This is a genomic window from Glutamicibacter sp. (genome assembly GCF_050701915.1).
Classification (GTDB): Bacteria; Actinomycetota; Actinomycetes; order Actinomycetales; family Micrococcaceae; genus Glutamicibacter.
The window spans coordinates 78,201-97,129 of sequence record NZ_JBOGEG010000010.1 but is presented as its reverse complement, the minus strand read 5'-3'; the positions used below and the strand labels follow the sequence as shown (position 1 = coordinate 97,129).

The 18,929-nt window shown below is 59.3% G+C and carries 17 protein-coding genes; 12 read left to right on the top strand and 5 right to left on the bottom strand.

All coding sequences use genetic code 11. The features are described from left to right. The first annotated feature begins 34 nt into the window (after positions 1–34). The 7 genes from ACRDT3_RS08675 (at position 35) to ACRDT3_RS08645 (ending at position 6,968) form a co-directional block, all read left to right on the top strand. A complete protein-coding gene (locus tag ACRDT3_RS08675; protein WP_431492598.1) occupies positions 35–1,030 on the top strand; it encodes an ABC transporter substrate-binding protein in 996 nt (331 codons plus the stop codon). A 51-nt stretch (positions 1,031–1,081) separates the two neighbouring features. Then, positions 1,082–1,930, top strand: coding sequence for an ABC transporter permease (locus tag ACRDT3_RS08670; protein ID WP_431492597.1), 849 nt, complete (start codon positions 1,082–1,084; stop codon positions 1,928–1,930). Beyond that, positions 1,927–2,697 carry an ABC transporter permease gene (locus ACRDT3_RS08665; RefSeq protein ID WP_431492596.1) on the top strand — a complete coding sequence of 257 codons (771 nt, stop codon included), beginning with the start codon at positions 1,927–1,929 and terminating at the stop codon, positions 2,695–2,697. Before ACRDT3_RS08670 ends, ACRDT3_RS08665 begins: the two co-directional genes overlap by 4 nt. Continuing rightward, the gene (locus tag ACRDT3_RS08660) at positions 2,690–3,529 is read left to right on the top strand and encodes an ABC transporter ATP-binding protein (RefSeq protein WP_431492595.1); all 840 of its coding nucleotides are present in this window, start codon (positions 2,690–2,692) and stop codon (positions 3,527–3,529) included. The genes ACRDT3_RS08665 and ACRDT3_RS08660 overlap by 8 nt, the downstream gene beginning before the upstream one ends. Then, positions 3,526–5,508, top strand: coding sequence for a flavin-containing monooxygenase (locus tag ACRDT3_RS08655; RefSeq protein WP_431492594.1), 1,983 nt, complete (start codon positions 3,526–3,528; stop codon positions 5,506–5,508). Before ACRDT3_RS08660 ends, ACRDT3_RS08655 begins: the two co-directional genes overlap by 4 nt. A gap of 104 nt (positions 5,509–5,612) precedes the next feature. Then, a complete protein-coding gene (locus ACRDT3_RS08650) occupies positions 5,613–6,251 on the top strand; it encodes a TetR/AcrR family transcriptional regulator (RefSeq protein WP_431492593.1) in 639 nt (212 codons plus the stop codon). After that, positions 6,252–6,968, top strand: coding sequence for an SDR family oxidoreductase (locus ACRDT3_RS08645; RefSeq protein ID WP_431492592.1), 717 nt, complete (start codon positions 6,252–6,254; stop codon positions 6,966–6,968). A gap of 52 nt (positions 6,969–7,020) precedes the next feature. On the opposite strand, the gene ACRDT3_RS08640 is transcribed toward ACRDT3_RS08645, so the two are convergent. After that, on the bottom strand, positions 7,021–7,284 hold the full coding sequence (locus ACRDT3_RS08640; RefSeq protein ID WP_431492591.1) for a hypothetical protein: 264 nt from the start codon (positions 7,282–7,284) through the stop codon (positions 7,021–7,023). Between the two features lie 289 nt (positions 7,285–7,573). Further along, positions 7,574–9,133: an FAD-binding oxidoreductase gene (locus tag ACRDT3_RS08635; protein ID WP_431492590.1), complete on the bottom strand. Its 1,560-nt coding sequence runs from the start codon at positions 9,131–9,133 to the stop codon at positions 7,574–7,576. Positions 9,134–9,232: 99 nt separating this feature from the next. Here ACRDT3_RS08635 and ACRDT3_RS08630 point away from each other — a divergent pair, with 99 nt between their 5' ends. Next, positions 9,233–10,171 carry a LysR family transcriptional regulator gene (locus ACRDT3_RS08630; protein ID WP_431492589.1) on the top strand — a complete coding sequence of 313 codons (939 nt, stop codon included), beginning with the start codon at positions 9,233–9,235 and terminating at the stop codon, positions 10,169–10,171. Between the two features lie 3 nt (positions 10,172–10,174). Here the strand turns inward: ACRDT3_RS08630 and ACRDT3_RS08625 are convergent, their stop codons facing one another. Together ACRDT3_RS08625 and ACRDT3_RS08620 are read right to left on the bottom strand one after the other, a co-directional pair. Continuing rightward, the gene (locus ACRDT3_RS08625) at positions 10,175–11,503 is read right to left on the bottom strand and encodes an NtaA/DmoA family FMN-dependent monooxygenase (RefSeq protein WP_431492588.1); all 1,329 of its coding nucleotides are present in this window, start codon (positions 11,501–11,503) and stop codon (positions 10,175–10,177) included. 167 nt (positions 11,504–11,670) lie between these two features. Next, complete coding sequence (locus ACRDT3_RS08620) at positions 11,671–13,035, bottom strand: MFS transporter (protein ID WP_431492587.1); 1,365 nt, start codon at positions 13,033–13,035, stop codon at positions 11,671–11,673. 247 nt (positions 13,036–13,282) lie between these two features. Between ACRDT3_RS08620 and ACRDT3_RS08615 the strand changes: the two genes are divergently transcribed. The 3 genes from ACRDT3_RS08615 to ACRDT3_RS08605 are packed head-to-tail and all read left to right on the top strand — an operon-like array spanning position 13,283 to position 17,366. Beyond that, positions 13,283–14,779, top strand: a complete 1,497-nt coding sequence (locus ACRDT3_RS08615) for a 4-hydroxyphenylacetate 3-hydroxylase family protein (protein ID WP_431492586.1) — start codon at positions 13,283–13,285, stop codon at positions 14,777–14,779. 14 nt (positions 14,780–14,793) lie between these two features. Beyond that, positions 14,794–16,224 carry an MmgE/PrpD family protein gene (locus tag ACRDT3_RS08610; RefSeq protein ID WP_431492585.1) on the top strand — a complete coding sequence of 477 codons (1,431 nt, stop codon included), beginning with the start codon at positions 14,794–14,796 and terminating at the stop codon, positions 16,222–16,224. Next, positions 16,221–17,366 carry a flavin reductase gene (locus tag ACRDT3_RS08605; RefSeq protein WP_431492584.1) on the top strand — a complete coding sequence of 382 codons (1,146 nt, stop codon included), beginning with the start codon at positions 16,221–16,223 and terminating at the stop codon, positions 17,364–17,366. The genes ACRDT3_RS08610 and ACRDT3_RS08605 overlap by 4 nt, the downstream gene beginning before the upstream one ends. Before the next feature lie 86 nt (positions 17,367–17,452). Here the strand turns inward: ACRDT3_RS08605 and ACRDT3_RS08600 are convergent, their stop codons facing one another. Next, the gene (locus ACRDT3_RS08600) at positions 17,453–17,839 is read right to left on the bottom strand and encodes a nuclear transport factor 2 family protein (protein WP_431492583.1); all 387 of its coding nucleotides are present in this window, start codon (positions 17,837–17,839) and stop codon (positions 17,453–17,455) included. 213 nt (positions 17,840–18,052) lie between these two features. On the opposite strand from ACRDT3_RS08600, the gene ACRDT3_RS08595 reads away from it, so the two are divergent. Beyond that, on the top strand, positions 18,053–18,598 hold the full coding sequence (locus ACRDT3_RS08595) for a hypothetical protein (protein WP_431492582.1): 546 nt from the start codon (positions 18,053–18,055) through the stop codon (positions 18,596–18,598). Positions 18,599–18,929 lie beyond the last annotated feature (331 nt).

Below are 18,929 nucleotides of genomic sequence, written 5' to 3'. Positions count from 1 at the left end.
ACACCGCAGACCATCCCTGGAAGAAAGAATTCTCATGAACACCAGATCCACTCGCAAACTGTCCGCTTTCGCGCTGATCGCAGCACTCTCCCTGACCGGTTGTGCACAGGGTTCCATCTCCGGCGGTGCCGATACGGGATCGGAGTCGAAGGACAACAGCGGCCTGACCAAGGCGACCATCGGCCTGTTCCCGTCCTCGGCAGTTGGCGCAATCCAGCTGGGCATCGATAAGGGTTACTTCGAAGAAGAAGGTATCGACCTGGAAATGCTGCTCGGACAGGGCAGCGCCGCACAGCTTCCATCGTTGACCTCCGGCAGCCTGGAATTCATGCTGGCAAGCCCCACCACCCCGCTGGTGGCAACCACCAAGGGCCTCGATGTGAAGATCGTATCGGGCTACGCGCAGAACCGTCCGGACATTGTCGAGGATTCCGTTGCAGTCTTGGTCGGTCCCAAGTCCAAGATCAAGCGCGCCAAGGATCTTGAAGGCAAAACCGTGTCCATCAACGCGCTGGGCAGCATTGGGGACATCGGCATCCGTGAAGCCATTTCGCTGGATGGAGGCGACCCGAGCAAGGTGAACTTCGTCCAGCTGGGTCTGAACGAAGTGGCCGCACAGCTGGAAAGCGGCGAAATCGACGCCGGCATGGCAGGCCCTCCGTTCCTGCAGCAGATTGTGGCCGGCGGTGGCAGCGTGATCAGCGACTTCATCAAGGAAGCAAAGCTCGGCGGATCGGAATTGGTGATCGTTTCCAGCGGCGCGTTGACCGAAAAGGACCCGGAATTGGTCGAGGGCTTCGTCTCTGCGCTGGATAAGACACTGACCTACGCCGAGGAAAACCAGGACGAAGTCCGGTCTCTGCTGCCAGAAGTCCTGGGTACGCCGAAGGAAGCCGCGGAGAAGACCGACTTCATCGAATGGAACGCGGATCTTGACGTTGACGCACTGAACCAGTTCGCAGACCTCATGGAGAAGTACGGCCTGGTTGAAGAACGCCCGGACATCAATCAGACGGTATGGAGCAAGTAGCTTCACCGCCAATCGAACGGGTAAGCGACCAATGAAAGGGGGCTGGAACTCATGAGCAATCCAGCGATTCCTGCGACTTCAGCTCGCAGGGCAAAGATCACGCCAAGGCGCCGGCGGGTTTCTTGGCAGACGGCAGGACCGGTTGCCCTGGGGACCCTGGGGATTCTGTTGTTCCTGGCTATCTGGCAGGCCGCATCGGTGCTTGAACTGGTGAATCCAATTCATCTGCCACCACCAACGGTGGTATTCGAGCGCTTCGCAATGAACTTCGCCTACGCAGAGTTCTGGACTGCTGTGGGAAATACGATGAAGGCTTGGCTGCTGGGTGTGGTGATCTCGACCGTCATGGGAGTGATCGCGGGCATCATCATCGGTTCCAGCAACGTGCTGGTCAAGGCCACCCATTCAACGGTGGAGTTCTTCCGCCCAATTCCGGCGGTCGCGCTGATTCCCATCGCAGCCTTGCTCTTCGGACCGCGTATCGGCACTGAACTGGTGATTATCATCTACGCATGCTTCTGGGTGGTGCTGATCCAGGTGTTCTATGGAATCTCCGACCTGGACAAGGTCGCGGTGGATACCGCGCGAACCCTGCGCATGAATTTCATGCAGCGCGTGCGCTATTTGATCTTCCCAACGCTGCTGCCGTTCTTGATGACCGGTCTGCGCTTGTCGGCAACTATCGCCTTGATTCTGGCAATCAGCGTCGAGCTGATTGTCGGCACCCCGGGGCTGGGGCAAGAAGTGGCTTTCGCCCAGATCAATGGATCAGCTCCAGCGATCTACGCGTTGATCATCACCAGCGGACTGCTGGGCATCGCAATCAACATGATCATGCGCTTCATTGAGCGCAAGACCCTGTTCTGGCATGAAAGCGTACGAGGAGGAATTTCGCTATGACGCTGCTCAAGAAGGCCGGCTACCTGCTGGGCCTGCCGATTATCCTGCTTGCGACGTGGTTCATCTACACGTCCTTCAACTCCAACTTCTTCATCCCGAAGCCGTTGGAACTCTTTGACCGCTTTGTGAGCATCTGGTTCGCCGAACGCTTCTTCTCGGATGTCATCCCGAGCCTCTACCGGTTGCTGGCTGGACTGGGAATTTCTATTATCATCGGCGTACTGCTCGGCGTGGTGGTGGGTTCGGTGCGTTGGCTTCGCTGGCTGCTTGAGCCCATGTTCGAGTTCATCCGCGCCGTCCCCTCGACCATCTTGATCCCAGTGCTGCTATTGCTCATCGGCATCAACGACACCATGAAGATCACCCTGATTGTGCTCAGCTGCATCTGGCCGATCCTGCTGAACACCGTTGCCGGCGTAACGTCCCTGGACGAGGTCTTGAAGAACACCTCGCAGATGATGCAGATGAAGAACTGGGATCGCCTGCGGTACCTGGTTCTGCCAGGTGCTTCGCCGCAGATCATGGCCGGCATCCGCCAGTCCTTGGCAGTGGCTCTGATCCTGATGGTGGTTTCCGAAATGTTTGCCTCGACCGACGGCATCGGGCACTGGACCATCAACTTCCAGAACCGCATTGCCATCCCGGAAATGTGGAGCGGAGTATTCCTGCTCGGTCTTATCGGTGTCGTGCTCTCCATCATTTTCGGATGGATCCAACGGCGCACTCTTGCTTGGTACGAAGGATTAAAGGAAAACGAAAATGACTAATCAGCAAAGCAATGTCCGGCTTGAGGTCAATCAGGTCCAAAAGATCTACAAGCTGTCCTCGGGCAACGAATTCGAAGCAGTCAGGTCGCTGACCTTCGATTTGCATGAAGGCGAATTCGTTTGCCTCGTCGGACCTTCGGGCAGTGGCAAGACCACCTTGCTCAAATGCATCGCCGGACTGATGAACGCCACCTCGGGAACCGTGGTTCTGGATGGCCAGCCGGTCAACGGCCCGGCCAAGGGCATGGCAGTGGTCTTCCAGGAATACGGACGCAGCCTCTTCCCCTGGATGACGGTGGAAGCCAACGTTGACCTGCCGCTGAAAACCAGCGGTGTGCCGAAGAGTGAACGTGCAGCTCGTGTGCAGGATGCTTTGGAATCTGTCGGTTTGGAAAAAGCTGGCAAGAAGTATCCATGGCAGCTTTCGGGCGGCATGCAGCAGCGAGTTGCCATCGCCCGTGCCGTGGCCGCGCAGCCGAGCGTCCTGCTGATGGATGAGCCATTCGCAGCGGTGGATGCGCAGACCCGTGCCGAGCTGGAAGACCTGGTGCGCCGCATTTGGAAGCAGCACAACATGACTATTCTGTTCGTGACCCACGATATTGACGAGTCCGTGTATTTGGCTGAACGCGTGCTCGTGCTCTCCAGCTCGCCTACCGTAATCCAGAACGACATCGAGATCGACCTACCGGCGCAACGCAATCAGCTGTCCACGCGCAGTGAGGCACGCTTCGGCGAGCTTCGCTCCGAGGTTTATGAGCAGGTCCAGCGTGCAAAGACGAATACCGAGGGGCACTCTGATGTCATCAAGGCCAAGGAAGTGGTCGCATGAGCGAGAACAACGTGAACACCTTGAGCCCGGCAGTGGACGACCTGTTCTGGCAGGAAAACTATGAGTTGATTACCGAGAGCGATGAGGAGCTTGCCCAGCTGCTGGAACAGGCCGACTTGCCGGCGCTGCTGGCGGCCATCGCTGCCGCGACGGGCAACACCGCGATCCTCGCCGAAGAACTGCGTCCCCCGCTGACCCCGGTGGACACCAAGAACCATCCGCACGGCGGCATGGATGAAGCGGCAGTGAAGAAGGCGAAGGCCACTGCGTTGGCGGGCCTGATCCAGCTGCGCGATCAGCAGATCACTTCAACGCCAACCTTGGATTCTCAGTCCGCCGAAGAGATCCTGGCTTATCTGAGCAATGGCCGTTCGCAGTGGAACGACATGCTCAAGCACGAGCTGGGACTCTTGCCTGAAAACAGCGGCGCACCGACATGGCGTTATGAGGAAGTTGCCGCCCCTGGCAAAGTGTTCACCGCGCTGATCGTGGGCTCCGGGGTGGCCGGGATCGCGGCCGCGCACCGCTTCGAACAGGCCGGGGTGCCTTTCGAGATCATTGAAGCCAGCACCCGTCTGGGCGGAACCTGGCAGAAGAACAAGTACCCGGGGGTGCGACTGGATACCCCGACCTTCGGATACTCGTATTCCTTCGCCCAGAAGTCCGACTGGCCTCACCAGTTCGCACAGGGTGAAGAAGTGCGGGAGTACCTGGAGACGGTAGCCGCCAAGGCTGGTCTGTCCGAAAAAATCCAGTACGGCACAAAGCTGATCAGTGCCACCTGGGATGAGCAATCCGGCGTTTGGCAGACGGTGGTTTCCAAAGACGGCAATGAGGGCGAGATTCGCAAATTCAACGCCTTGATCAGTGCCTCGGGACAGCTTGATATCCCGAACATTCCAGAATTCCCGGGTCAAGAAAAGTTCGCTGGAATCCAGATGCATTCCCAAGAATGGGACCCGAGCGTCGACTGGCGAGGCAAGAAGGTCGCGGTTATCGGTACCGGGGCAAGTGCCTACCAGATTGTTCCGGCGATCTACCAGGATGTTGAACAGCTGGTGGTCTTCCAGCGCAACGCACCGTGGATGCTGCCGGCACCGACATACCACCAGGAAGTCAGCGACACTTTCTCGTGGCTGGTGCGCAAGGTCCCACATTACGCACAGTGGTTCCGCCTGTGGACGACAGTGCTGGGAATTCCAGGACGTTTCCATACCGTGCGTGCTGAAGCGGACTGGCCGCAAGAACCGCTGAGCGTTTCGCACAAGAACCAACAGGTTCGAGAAGAGCTCATCGAATTGCTGAGCAAACAGTTCGAAGGCCACCCGGAGCTGTTGAAGCACGCGATCCCTAGTTACCCGCCGGGCGCCAAGCGCATGCTGCGTGACAACGGTGTTTGGGCGCAAGCGCTCAAGGCTGAGCACTCCACTTTGGAAGTCTCGCCAATTGCCGAATTCCGCGAAAACGGCATTGTGACTGCAGATGGAGTTCACCACGAGGTGGACATCGTTATTTATGCGACCGGGTTCAAGCCATCAGATTACTTGGATGGCATTGAAATTGTTGGGCGCGAGGGCCTGCGCATACATGATTACTGGCAGTCGGACGCGCGGGCGCACAACGGTGTCACGGTTCCAGGCTTCCCGAACTTCTTCATGGTGTACGGACCAAATGTTGGCGGTGTTGTTGCCGGTAGCCTGCACTTCATGCTGGAACGAGCCAGCGAGTACGCGCTCAAGGCAATTCACGAAGTGCTCAAACGCGATGTCAGGGCAGTGGACGTAACCGAAGCGGCGCTTGACCGCTTTACCGCATGGGTGGACGCAGAAAACCGCCAAATGGCATGGGGGCAGCCCTATGTCAGAACCTGGTATCAGAACCGCAATGGCAGGGTTTCCCAGGTCTGGCCATTCACCAACATCGAATACTGGGAAGCAACCGAAACCGTTCGTCCAGATGAGCATGAATTTCTGAGCTGAGTAGAGCCGGGCGCGACTTGGTGCACGTGGAAGAGCATTGGGCGCTTCCACGTGCAGTAGTCTCTGCAGTGTCGACTCAATCAGCAAAGAAGAAGGAGTAATTCGTGGCCCGACGAAATGGAGCGCACCAGGGAACCCCCGAAAATGAGAAAGCAATTCTCAATGCAGCGCTGACTCTGGCAGTTACTGCCGGCTACGAGGGCACCACGATGTCCAAGGTTGCAAAACTATCCGGGCTGCCCGTCGGATCAGTCTATTGGCACTTCAATAACAAAGAGCAGCTCTTTTCCGATTTGATCGATTACTGCTTTGAACAGTGGAAAGTCGACCATACTGGACCAACAAACCGCGACCTTTTGCGGCGCAGCATCGCCGGATCTGCTGGGGGATCCACCAACCCGGAAAATGAGACCGAGGCGTTCTGGATTTTGGCGCTGCTTTTTGCGCTCGAGAAGAGGCTGGAAGGCAATGCCGCGCGTGAGCGCTACCTCGAAGTCAGAAAAGAAATGTTCGAGCTGATGGTTTCCCGGGTTGAACCGGAAATCCCAGACGAAGTGTTGGCTGTTGACCCCGGCTTTGGGAGAAAAATGGTGGTGCTCGGACGGGCGCTCACCGATGGATTTTACGTGGCCGCCTCTGCTGGCGACGAGATTGATTTCATGGAATTTGCCGATCTTTCTTCCGCTGCGATCAATGCCTTGATCGCTCGTGAGGTTCAGCGGGTATCCAGCAAGGGAGAATGAATGACTGGAACATCAAAAGTAGCTGTAGTTGTTGGCGCGGGCTCCGGTATCGGCGCTGCCGTTGCTCGTGAATTGGCCACACGCGATGGGTACAAAATCGTCGCACTTTCTCCCTCCGGTAAGACCAAAGCGCTCGCCGAGGAGCTGGGTGGTGTTGGCCTGGCCGGTTCGAATTGCTCGACCGAAGACCTGCAGGCCGTGGTCGATTTGGCACTGGAGGCCTACGGGCGGATTGATCTGGTCGTCAACGGTTCGGGGCATGCGGCATCCGATCCGGTCCTGGAGATCACTGATGAGGACTGGGAAACCGGAATGCAGATGTATCTGATGAACGTGGTCCGCATGTGCCGCATCATCACCCCGCATTTCGAGGCCAATGGGGGAGGGACCATCGTGAACATCTCCACCAGCTCGCCATTTGAACCGAATCCCAAGTACCCGGTCTCAGCCACTTTCCGTGCCGCCTTGGCTTCCTTCACCAAGTTGTACACAGATGAGTACGGCCCCAAGGGCATACGCATGAATAATGTGCTTCCCGGGTTCACCAAGGAGGACCCGAGCACGGTGCCCGATGCATGGGTTCAGAAGATACCATTGCGCCGGGCTGCGAGCTCCGCTGAAATTGCCAAGGCCGTGCGCTTCCTGGCCAGCGAGGAATCAAGCTACATGACCGGCCAGAACGTTCGCGTTGACGGTGGTGTTGCCCGCGGCGTCTAGCCGCGGCGTGGGCCTTCATGCTGGCAGGAACGAACCTAGTGTCAGTTGGCGATTAGTTCTTGTTACTCGATGGCAGGGTCCGTTTTTTCAATTCACGCCGTTCGCGGGCTTCTTCGATGAATAACTCGCATACAAGAAGGACTGCGCCAGCGCCGACCATGATGAAAAATACTCGAATGCCTTCAGCCGGTGAATCAAAGACACTGCTCAGAAGGCCTGACATCAGGGCTGTTGGCACTGCGACCAGAATCAGAATCACTGCCGCGGTCAGGATCGCGAGTGAGCGCTTGGATAAGGATCGGAAGAAGTCTTTCATGTGCTTGTTCCTCTGCTTTTCATGCGGCATGAGCTGGTTTCGATATTGCTCACTATCAGTGTGAGTGCGATGGCGCGTTGCGCTCGATTCTCCCCACTTTATATCAGTAGTTCATTAAATTGACGCATGTAGACAAATAAAAACTGGAGCTATCACTTACTTCTTACCGAATTGATCACAGTGCGCGCCTAGGGCTCTTTGGAGCCTAAGCGTGCGGAAACACAAGAAAATCCCCTCGCCGACTTTCGTGGCGAGGGGATTTTGCGTGGCTTAAAGCAGTGACTCAGAGCTAGATGCTGGAGCGCTCTTCGCGGAAGCGCGCAGGCCAAACGCCCTGCTTGCCAGGTGCCAGGATGCCAGCTGGATCCAGCGCGTCCTTGATCTTCTCCTGCAAGCGGCGTGCCGCGTTGTCGTTGAAGTCGAAGCCATCGGCAATCCGGTCCATGTAGTCAACGTGGCTGCGGTACGGAGCGTAGCCGCGGGCACGGGCCGCATCAAGCAGTTCCGAGTACAGGGCACGGGCGCGCTTGAGCATCTCTTCATTGCCCCGTTCGAAGAAGATCATGGTCACGTGGACCATGTGCCGCGGATACAGGTGGTAGCCGATGTACAGGTCGAAGCCGTGCTTTTCGTAGAGCTTCTTGGCTTCCTGGTAGAACTCGGCCACCAATTCGCCGCGTGCCGGAATGATCGGAGCGGCGTCGATATGGCCCCCGTTTTCGGCAGCCCAGCCCACGGTCGACAGTGGCTTCAGGGTCGGGACGCCGGCCATCTGGGTACGGTCTTGGGTGGCGATGTCATCATGCTGCAGGGCCAGGCCTTCTTCACCCGAGTAGAAGCGTGCATCAACGCGGGCACCGGGGATCACGCTGATCCGGTCCTTGACGATTTGCAGGCGGCGCTCGCATAGTTCACGGTCGCCGTAGAACGCGAACTTGCAGTTCCACTGGCCAATGCCGAATTCCTGGCGCATTTCTTCCAGTCGCCAGTCGGGGATGGAGCCTTCGCCATCCCAGAAGTCGGCGCGCGATCCGCGCATGGTGGCTGCGCGCACCACGTTGCCGCACAGGGCGTTGTTCTGGATGATTTCCTCGCGGCGCAAGGTGGTGAGGATGTCGATCAGCTGCGGCAGCTGGGTTTCGTCGTCCACGAAGATATCGCCGTTGACGTAGGTATGCGGTGCGGGCATCAGCCATAGGCCGATCTGGGTGACCACGCCGTAGTTGGACTGGGTGAACAGGCCATCGAGGGTCGGCCCGAAGCCGCCTTGGAAGATCGGTCCCAGTTCGGTGCCGTCCATTGCGCCCATGCCGGTGCGGACCAGGTCTCCGTCGGGCATGACCACTTCCATGCCGCACAGGGACTTCACGTGATCGCCGTGCGGAGTCATGCCGTAGCCGCGGTCCAGCATATTGCCCATAACCGAGCCCCAGCCAAGCGCCGGAACCGACAGCCAGACTTTCAGCCCGCGTTCCTTGATGTATTCAAAGAGGTCGAAGAAGGTGACCCCGGGTTCCACTACCGCGTAGCACAGGCGGTCATCCACGGCGATGATGCGGTTCATACGGCTCAGGTCCAGTGCCACCATACCGGTGTCGCGTGGTTCCGGGCCGCCGTAGCCCAGGTTCTTGCCGCAGGAGAAGGTCCACAGCGGAACTTCGTGCTCGGTAGCCAGCTTGACGACGGCTTGGACTTCTTCTGTATTTGCCGGGCGGATGCCCGGCCACGGGGTGCGTCCCGGGTTCAGCGGGTAGGGATCAAGATAGCCCTCGGAATCTCCCAATGAAACAACGTTTTCTGCGCCAACGATTTCCTTGGCTGCCTGAAGAAATTCTTCACGACGATCCATGATTCACCCTTCCACTGGCTGCGGGCTAGTGCCGCGGCCTCACTGTCTTAATCTAAAAAACTTGCTTTGTTTCTCACCGTCATCAATATGCTTGATGACATGAATCTTGTGTCCCACCCGCAGCTGACCTTGCGCCAGCTTTGGCACTTCGTTGTTGCCGCCGAAGCCGGAACCATGGCCGAAGCTGCCCGCAGGCTGCATCTGGCCCCTTCTGCGATCTCCATGTCCATTGCTGAACTCGAGCGCATCGTCGGTGCCGAGCTGGCGATCAAGCGCCGAGCCAAGGGGCTGACTTTGACCGCCAGCGGCAAGACCGTGCTGCTCCAGGCCCGCGAACTGCTCGAACGCGCCCACGATCTGGAAACCATGGGCCAGGGAACCCGTGAAGAGCTGGCCGGCCCGCTGACCGTTGGCTGCTTCATGCCTCTGGGGCCGATCATCATCCCTCCCATGCTCAGTGCCTTTGCCCAGCAGTGCCCCAAGGTAGAGGTCGACTTTTTGGAAGGGTTCCACCAGGAAATGCAGGATGCGCTGCTCGATGGTTCCATCGACGTCGCCTTCCTCTACGGTTCGGAGATTTCTCCGGCGCTGCGTTCGGCCACCGTGGCGATGGCCGAAGCCCAGATCCTGCTTCCTTCGGATCATCCGCTGGCCGCACGCCCGTCGGTGTCACTGCGTGAAATCTCTACGGATCCGTTGGTGCTTTTCGAATCCGAACCGATCACCCAGCGCATCTTGGGGCTGTACCAAGGTAGCGGGCTGGAGCCGGTTTTCCGGCACCGTTCGCGTTCCTATGCAACGGTTCGCTCGCTGGTCAGTACCGGCCGTGGGGTGGCGGTCCTGTTCCAGCAGCCGGCCCTGGAAGCACCCTATGAAGAGTTGAACGTGGTGCTCAAGCCACTGAAACTCGATGACGAGAATATCGCTGTAGTTCCAGTTTCAGTGGCTTGGCCCCGCAGCTCTCGGCTGAACTCCCGTGCCCAAGCGTGGGTGGAAGTAGCTGCCGAGCTCTTCGAGGATGCCGGCCGGCGCAGCTAGCGGCTAGACGCGCGCGCGGATCGAGGACGGGTAGGACAGCCCGAAGTTATCGCGCAGGGTGGTGCCCTCGTACTCGGTGCGGAAGTAGCCGCGGTTCTGCAATTCCGGGACCAGCTTGTCGCAGATCAGCTTGAACCCACCCGGGTTGAATGGGGCATTCAGGTTGAAGCCGTCGCAGGCCTTGGAATCGAACCAGTCGATCATCCGGTCAGCCACTGCCGAAGCGGTGCCGGCCATCCACTGGTGTCCGGTAGAGCGGGCCAGGTCAACGATCAGCTCGCGCAGGGTCATGCCCTGGTCCACCGACTTGCGGCGGTAGATCTGGTAGCGCGAACCCAGAGCCGGATCATCGGAGAACCATTCGGCAGGGATCTTCTCGTTGAAGTCCAGCGAGGACAGGTCCATCTTCAGATCCGCGCCGACCTGCACGCGACCGTTTTCCAGGTGGATGTGGTTGGCCAGCTCTTCGGCCAGCTCATCTGCTTCAGCCTGGGTGTCGCCGAGGATCGGCAGGATGCCCGGGATGATCTTGATGTCGTTGGGGTTGCGGCCCTTGGCAGCTGCCATGGCCTTGAACTTGGCGTAGAACTCCACAGATGGTTCTTTCAACGGCTGCGCGGTGTAGATGCCGTCGGCCACCGAGGAGCCCAGTTCCATGCCCGGTCCCGAGGAGCCGGCTTGGACCAGCACCGGGCGGCCCTGCGGGCTGCGCGGCATGTTGATCGGGCCCTGCACCTTGAAGAATTCGCCCTCATGGTTGATCGGGTGGATCTTGTCGGTGTTAACGTACCAAGCCGATTCCTTGTCGTTGGTGACGGCGTCGTCTTCCCACGAATCCCACAGCTGGTTGGCGACCTCGACGAACTCGGTGGCGCGGCGGTAGCGGGTGGCTGGATCCGGCGCGGAATCCATGCCGAAGTTGGCGAAGCCATCGGAACTGGTCACGATGTTCCAGCCGGCGCGGCCACCGGACATGTGGTCCAGTCCTGCCATCTGTCGAGCCAGATTGTATGGCTCGGAGAAGGAAGTGGAAACGGTGCCGATCAGGCCGATGTTCTTGGTGCGCGCTGCCAGAGCGGAAAGCACCGAGATCGGCTCGTAGAAGCCGTTCATTTTGATATCGCCGCGCATCACGGTGTTGGCGTGGACGATGTCGCCGAAGAAGATGGCGTCCAGCTTGGCGTCTTCAGCCATCTTGGTCAGGTCGTAGACGAAGTCCAGGTTTGCCAGCTCTTCGGAGCGCGAGCCGTCCATGCGCCACGAGTCCTTGTGGTAGCCGGCGGGGAGCATGAAGGTCGTGAGCACCATGTGCTGGGGGTTCTTGGGAGTCATTGAAACTTATCCTTTCCTGCGAATGTGACGGGAAGCACTGAATCCATGCTTTCAAGAGTTCCTTAAGTCGTAAATAGAGAACTTTTGCGCTTTAGAATTCAGAAAAATTGATGTTAGTTGGTAAAAGCAGGTCCGCGCACCAAGTGATACGCGGACCGTGCTGAAGTTTAGGCGTTCAAGAATTCTTTGGTTTTTGCAGCACCTTTGGCTGGCAGCGCCGCACCCTCGGGGCTCATGCGGATGGCGATCAGGCCAATAACCAAGATGGCTGCCCAGAAGATGCCTACCGCGGTGATGCCGAAGCTGACAGCCAGCGCGGTGCAGATCATTGGAGTGAAGCCGGCGCCAACGGTGGAGGAGCCCTGGTAGGCCAGCGAAGCGCCGGTGTAGCGGACGTCGGCGGGGAACAGCTCGGAGATATAGGCGCCGATTGGTCCGGCCAGGATGCCCTGGATGACGCCGTTGCCGACGATGACGGCAACTGCGAAGCCCCATCCGGTGCCATTGCTCATCAAGAAGACGGCAGGGAAGGCCCACAGGATGCCGGCGGTACCGCCAACGGTCAGGATCGCCTTGCGGCCGTACTTGTCAGAAAGCTTGGCGGCCAAGAAGCAAACCAGGATGGTGACCATGGCCGCGTATCCCTTGGTATTCAGAACGAAGGAGCGGTCCACGCCCTGGGCGGCTGCTTCGGAGACGCCCCAGGAGGTCAATACGCCCTGGCAGGTGTAGAAGCCAAGCGAAGCAACAAGGGTGATGATCACGGTGCGGGAATGGTTCTTGAGCACCAGTGCGATAGGGGTCTTGCGTTCTTCTTTGCGGTTCGCGGCCTTCGCGTCGAGCTCTTGGAAGATCGGGGTTTCGGCCACTTTCAGGCGAATAACCATGCCGATGATGATCAATACTGCCGAGAAGACGAACGGAATGCGCCAGCCCCATTCCAAGAAGGCATCGCCCGTAGAGAAGGAGACGAAGGAAACCAGGAAGGTTGCCAGCAGGCCGCCGGCAGGAGCTCCTGCGTTGGCGAAGGAAGCGGCGAAGCCGCGCTTGGAAGCCGGTGCGTGTTCAAGTGCCATCAAGGTGGCACCGCCCCATTCGCCGCCAACGGCAACACCCTGGATGACGCGCAGCAGGATCAGGATGATCGGTGCTGCCACGCCAATGGTTGCGGTGGTTGGCAGCAGGCCAATGGCGATCGTGGCAAAGCCCATCATCATCATGGAAAGGACCAGCATCTTCTTGCGTCCCAAGCGATCGCCGTAGTGGCCGAAGATGATGCCGCCCAGCGGACGGGCTATATAGCCGACTGCCAGGGTTCCGAAAGAAGCGAACAGGGCCAGGCCTGGGCTGAGGTTGCCGAAGAAGACCTTGTCGAAAATCAGCGACGCGGCGGTGGCGTAAAGGATGAAGTCGTAGTACTCGATAACGCTGCCCAGGAAGCTGGATCCGAGAATGCGGCGCAGGTCCTTGGTGTTGAGGGAGTCGTTCGGCTTCGATGTCGGCACTGGCTGGTTCTGTTGCGAGTCGGACACGTTGGGAACCTTTCCTGATCGCGGTTTGTGACTTAAGCCATAGTGGCCCATTTCACTGATCCTGTCTACTTTTTACGCATTTTATGACTAGGAATATTTTCTTTTGAGGTCAAAAACCGCGTAATTCCGGTTTTTCTAAAAAAATCTTTAACCCAGAGGTTGATCTAGGTCACACAAGTTATATAAACTGATGCACAGAATATATTTTTGACCCGCTAGTCGGGACGTCCGATAAGGAGCAGCAAAGATGAGTGCACGCACTGGAGAGCAGTACCTGGCAGGGCTCAAGGATTCCCGTGAGGTCTGGCTAGGCGACCAGCGCATCGACGTGACCGAGCATCCTGCATTTGCAGGCTCGATCAACGGCATGGCCGCCTACTTCGACTACCAGCACAAGTACGCAGATGACTGCCTGATGGTTGACGAAGAAACCGGGCAGCAGCACAACGTCTCCCTGCTACGCCCCAAGAACGCTGAGGATATCGCCCGCCGCCACCGAGCCTTCGACCGCCTGGCCCGCTACTCCAACGGCATGCTCGGCCGCACCCCTGACTACGTGAACGTCGTCCTGGCCGGCCACGCTTCGCGTCCGGACATCTTCGCCAAATCCGGCGACCCGGTCTACTACGAGCGCTTGGAGAACTACTGGCGCCACGTCCAGGAAAACGACCTGGCACTGACTCACACCATCGTGCACGCAGCCATCGACAAGTCGGTGGGCGAACTGCAGGGCATCAACGAAGAGCTGACCCTGCGCGTGGTGGAGCGCACCGAAGAGGGCCTGATCGTACGCGGCGCGAAGATGCTCGCCACCCTGGGCCCGATCGCAGACGAACTCTACGTCTACCCAGCGGTGCCGATCCAGAAGGGCTACGAGGAATACGCGCTGTCCTTCGCGATCCCGGTCGCCACCCCGGGAGTGGTCTCGGTATGCCGCGACCACTACGGCGTCGACCAGCCCGTAGTGGACAAGCCGTTCTCCTCGCGCTTCGACGAGCAGGATGCGGTCATCATCTTCGATGACGTGCTGGTTCCATGGGACCGCGTGTTCATCGACGGCCAGCTCGATGTCTACAACTCCCTGAACTCGGGCACCGCTACCGGCAACACCCAGCAGCAGACTGCCATCCGCGCCTCGGTGAAGCTGGAATTCGCCTACGACCTGTGCGTGCAGATGGCCAAGGTCACCGCCACCGACAACAAGCCGGAAACCGCGTCGATGCTCGGCGAAATCTACTCCTACCTGCGCATCGCCCGCGCCGTAATCCACTCGGCCGAGGTCAACGCCTCGGAATGGGGCGGCGGAGCATTCTTCTGCCACGACGACATCTCCGCGCTGCGCACCATGATGCCGCTGTGGATGGCCCGCGTGAACGACATCATCAAGTCCATGGGCAGCCACAACCTGCTGGCCACCCCAACCGCGGCCTCCTTCGAGGATCCGCGCCTGGGCCCACTGCTCAAGAAGTACCTGCCAGGGGCCAACGGCATCGCACCAGAAGAGCGTGCCAAGATCTTCCGCACCGCATGGGACTTCGCCGGATCCGCCCTGGGCAGCCGCATCGAACTCTACGAGCGCTTCTACCTGGGCTCGGTAGGCCGTGCCCGCGGACTGGACCACCGCAAGGCGCAGATGAAGGGCGAAACCGGTGCCTTCGAGGCGATGTTCGCCGAGCTGGGCATCAACCCGGTCATTGCCGAACACGCCGGACTGGATCTGGACGCCGCGGCAACGCGCGCCTAGGAAAGCAGAAAATCATGGCTAACCCAACACCCGATGTGCTCGATGCGCTGCTGGAGAACCTGCTGGAAACCCAGTATTCCCAGCTGCCGACGGCCACGATCCAGCGTGTGAACCAGCGCCTGCTCGATTCGGTGGGCGTTGGGGTGGCAGGCCACCGTGCCGATGATGCCTCAGGGCTCATCGAGGTCGCTCGCGCCTGGGGCAGCGGTCAAGAAGCAACCGTACTGGGGACCGGAATCAAGCTCCCGGCCACCTCGGCCGCCTTCGTCAATGCGGCCCTGATCCGCTCCTTCGACTTCGAGCCGGTGGAAGCCGAAGGGCCGGAAGGCAAGCAAGTCGCCGCCCACATTTCAGGTACCACCGTGGCGGTGGTCCTGGCATTGGCCGAGGCAACCGGCGCCAACGGCGAAGAGACCCTGGCTGCGTTGGCACTGGGAGATGACCTGGCCGCGCGTCTGGCTATCGCCGGCGGATTCGATGTGTACTCCGGCCAGGATAATACCGGCACGCTCAACGCCTTGGCCGCCGCGGCAATCGCCAGCCGGATGCTGGGCTTGAGCAAGGTGCAGGCACGCCATGCCATCGGCATCGCGGTCAACCAAGCTTCGGGCAATGTAGCTGCGATCTTCGATGGCGCCAACGGCTTCAAGCTGCCCATGGCCTTCGCCGCCCGCTCCGGAATTTCCGCAGCGCAGCTGGCCAAGGCCGGCTTGCAGGCAGCGGATGATCCGCTGACCGGCAAGCACGGCTACTTCCAGCAGTTCGGCATCGACGCGCAGCCGGAACTGGCAGTGGTGGGCCTCGGCGTGGTGTTCCACGGCGATTGCACCATCAAGCCATTTGCCAGCTGCCGCGCCGCGCAGCCATCGCTGCAGGCCTGTGCGCAACTGGTGGCCGATGGCACGGTGAACTACAAGGACATCGAATGCCTCACCGTCCACCTGAGCGAACGGACTCTGAACGGATTCGTCGGAGCACGCTTCGAAGCCGGGGATACCCGCACTGTGGCAGCGCTGTTCTCGGTGCACGCCACCGCGGCCATCGCCTTGATCCACGGGACGGTCCGCCCCGAGCACCTGACCGCCAGCGCGCTGGCGGACCAGGAACTGGCGCAGATGCTCGGACGCATTGAACTGGCCGGCACCCTGCCCAACAGCCAGCGGCTGACCGCAGAAATCACCGCACGACTGCGCAACGGCGAAGTGCGCCACATACGCGTGGAGCACCCGGATGGAAACATCTTGCGCACACCCCTGGAGCATGACCAGGTCGTTGAGAAGTTCTCGAAGAATCTCGAGTTCTCGCATCCTGAACTGGCGGCACGCAAGGACGCGTTGCTTGATCAGTTCGAACACCTTGCCAGCGCACCGGATCTGAGGAATCTGATCGCAACGCTGGACCCAGCTGAAAACTTCACCCCGAATTACCAGGAGCAACTCTCATGAGCATCACCAACCTAGAATCGGTCATCCCCGTCGACATGAACACCTTCCGCAACGTCGTAGGCCACTTCGCCTCCGGTGTCACGGTGATCACCACCGCCGTCAACGGCCAGCTCTACGGCACCACTGCTTCGGCAGTATCCTCGCTGTCCATGGAACCGCCAATGATGCTCGCCTGCCTGAACCGCTCGAGCTCCACTCATGACCGCGTGGTGGAAGCAGGAGTCTTCGGCATCAACATCCTGGCTGAAGACCAGGGCGCGCTGGCCTTCCACTTCGGACGCAAGGGCGAAGACAAGTTCGCTACCGTGCCGCATACCCTCTCCGAAGAAGGCATCCCGCTGATCGAGGGCGCACTGGCCACGATCGTATGCCACGTAGCTGAGACTCCAACCGGCGGCACCCACACCGTCTTCTTGGGGCTGGTCAGCCACGCTGAAGCCCATGACCGCGAACCGCTGGCCTACTACCGCGGCACCATGGGCCGCTTGGAACCGACCAAGGAATTGGCCGCCTACCAGGCCACCCGCAACTGGGTGCTGCTGCGCACCAGCCCGCTGGGCGAAGACCTCGATGTGGATGCAATCGCCGCTGCCTCTCGCGCCGACACCGATCATGTCTCCAATGCACTGGTGAAGCTGGAAAGCGAGCACCTGGTCTTCCGCACCGAGAACGGCAAGTACCAGCCCAAGCCGATCACCGCAGAGCTGACCGATTCGGCCTATGACTCGCGCGCCACCATCGAGTCCGGTGTCATCGCATCGCACCTGGGCAAAGTTTCAGCAGAAACCATTTCCACCCTGCGTGAGATCACCGCGAAGCTGGCCACCCTGCGCGAGACTTCCGAGTCCGACTTGGAAGAGTTCTTGGCTCTGAACGTGGCCTACCATGACACGTTGGTGGGCGTTGCCGGCTCCAGCCAGCTGGTTGATTCCTTCCGCCGTCTGGGCATTGGCACCGTATGGCGCCAGGCACTGACCGCTGAACAGTGGTCGCGCCAGCTCGAACACCGCCACGTCGCCGAACTGACCGAGGCACTGGCTGCCGGCGATGCTCCAGCTGCCCAGGCAGCACTTGCTGCCCACACCGAGTTCGGCAAGACCTTGGCTCGTGAAGTCGTGGCTCGCCACGGCGGCCAGGTCTAAGCCCTGAGCTGTTAGCCAGTACGCAGCAGGCGGCAGGTTGGATATCCAACCTGCCGCCTGCTGCTTTAAAGCGTTGAGGTGCAGTCCTATTCTGCTTTAGCCCCGATAAAGAGGCGAAGTTTCCACTGTCCGTCGGTATTGGCCCACACCGTGCGGTTGACCGTTTCCAGATACTTCTCCACTCCGCCGGAAATCAGATGCATCTTCATGGTGCCTTCGACAACTGCGACGCTGCCCTGCTGGGTGACTGAATTGAAGTCGTGCTTCAGCGCCAAATATTTGGTGGCCCCTGAGCCAAGCGGCTCCAGCAACGAATCGCGGTCATCGACCCGACCAGTGGAATGCGTGTACTGCAATTCCGGCTCCAGCAGGCTCTCCAGGGTCGCAAGGTCACCAGCAAGCATGGCCGAAAGGCGCTGGTTTTCTGCGGTGCGCAGTTCCGATTCAAGTCTCGCAGGGTCAAAAGTGGTCAACGTTGACGGCTCCTAATTAGCGTTATCTTCGTTGGTAATTTACCAGTACGCCATGGCGATTCGTGGTTCTTGGCGAAGTCTTTCAATAGGTGAGATCGGCTTTTTTGGGTTGAGGGTACTAGGAAAAGTCTCAGCCGAGGGTATGAGCAGGAAGCGGGATAGTTACCTCGCATCGCTGATGTCCAAGGGCGCTGGAATTTCTACGATGGAGTCATGCTTAAGAAAAAGTACCTCGCCGCTGGCGCGCTCGCCCTTCCCTTTGCACTTCTGCTCACCGGCTGCGGCGCTTCTGATCTACTCTCCGATAAATTCGACGAATCAACCACGCGAACTGCCAAAACTTCTCAGAAAGCAGTTGAAGATGGCGTGCTGCCCGACTGGGTGCCAGCCGGCGGCACCGACGTGCAGCTGGTTCAACGCAATACCGGCTCTGAACGCATCTTCGTGATGAACTACGAGGGCAAGCTCGATAGCGAGCAGTGCAAGGCACTGAAGACTACCGGACAGCCCACCGATGCCGAATTGGCCCAGGCCTATGCTTCTGATCCGCGCACCAAGAACATGAAGCCCGAAGATCTATCCAAGACCCGTACCTTGGAAGCGGAGTGGTGGCCGGAGAACGCGCAGGCCAGCACGACTGATCTGTGCGGACGGTTCTGGGTTCACCAGGCAGACGGCAAGCTCTACGCCTTCTCACCGGATATGGTCACCCAGGTTCAGGCCATTGAGAAAGAACGCGCTGCCAAGGATAAGAAGTAGTGTCTGCACGCGAATAGCTGAATGGCAGGCCGTCAACCGGGAAAATGGTTGGCGGCCTGCCGTTCGAATGCTGTCTAGCTAGACCTTAGTTGTGTGAGCGCGGGGTCTTCCGGATGGCATATAAAACGCAGCTTATGAGGCCGAGGAAGCTAACAAGTACTGCGACGGACCCGAACAGACCCGGCAGATGCTTACTCCACGTGAGGTTGAAAGCAACTAAGAGAGACACCAGGAATCCGCCGGTCAGGTAACTGATAGCTGAACTCATGGCAAACCTTCCGTGGGTAAAACGTGCTGCAGTGAGCCTAGCATCCTGTTAAAGGCAGTCAAG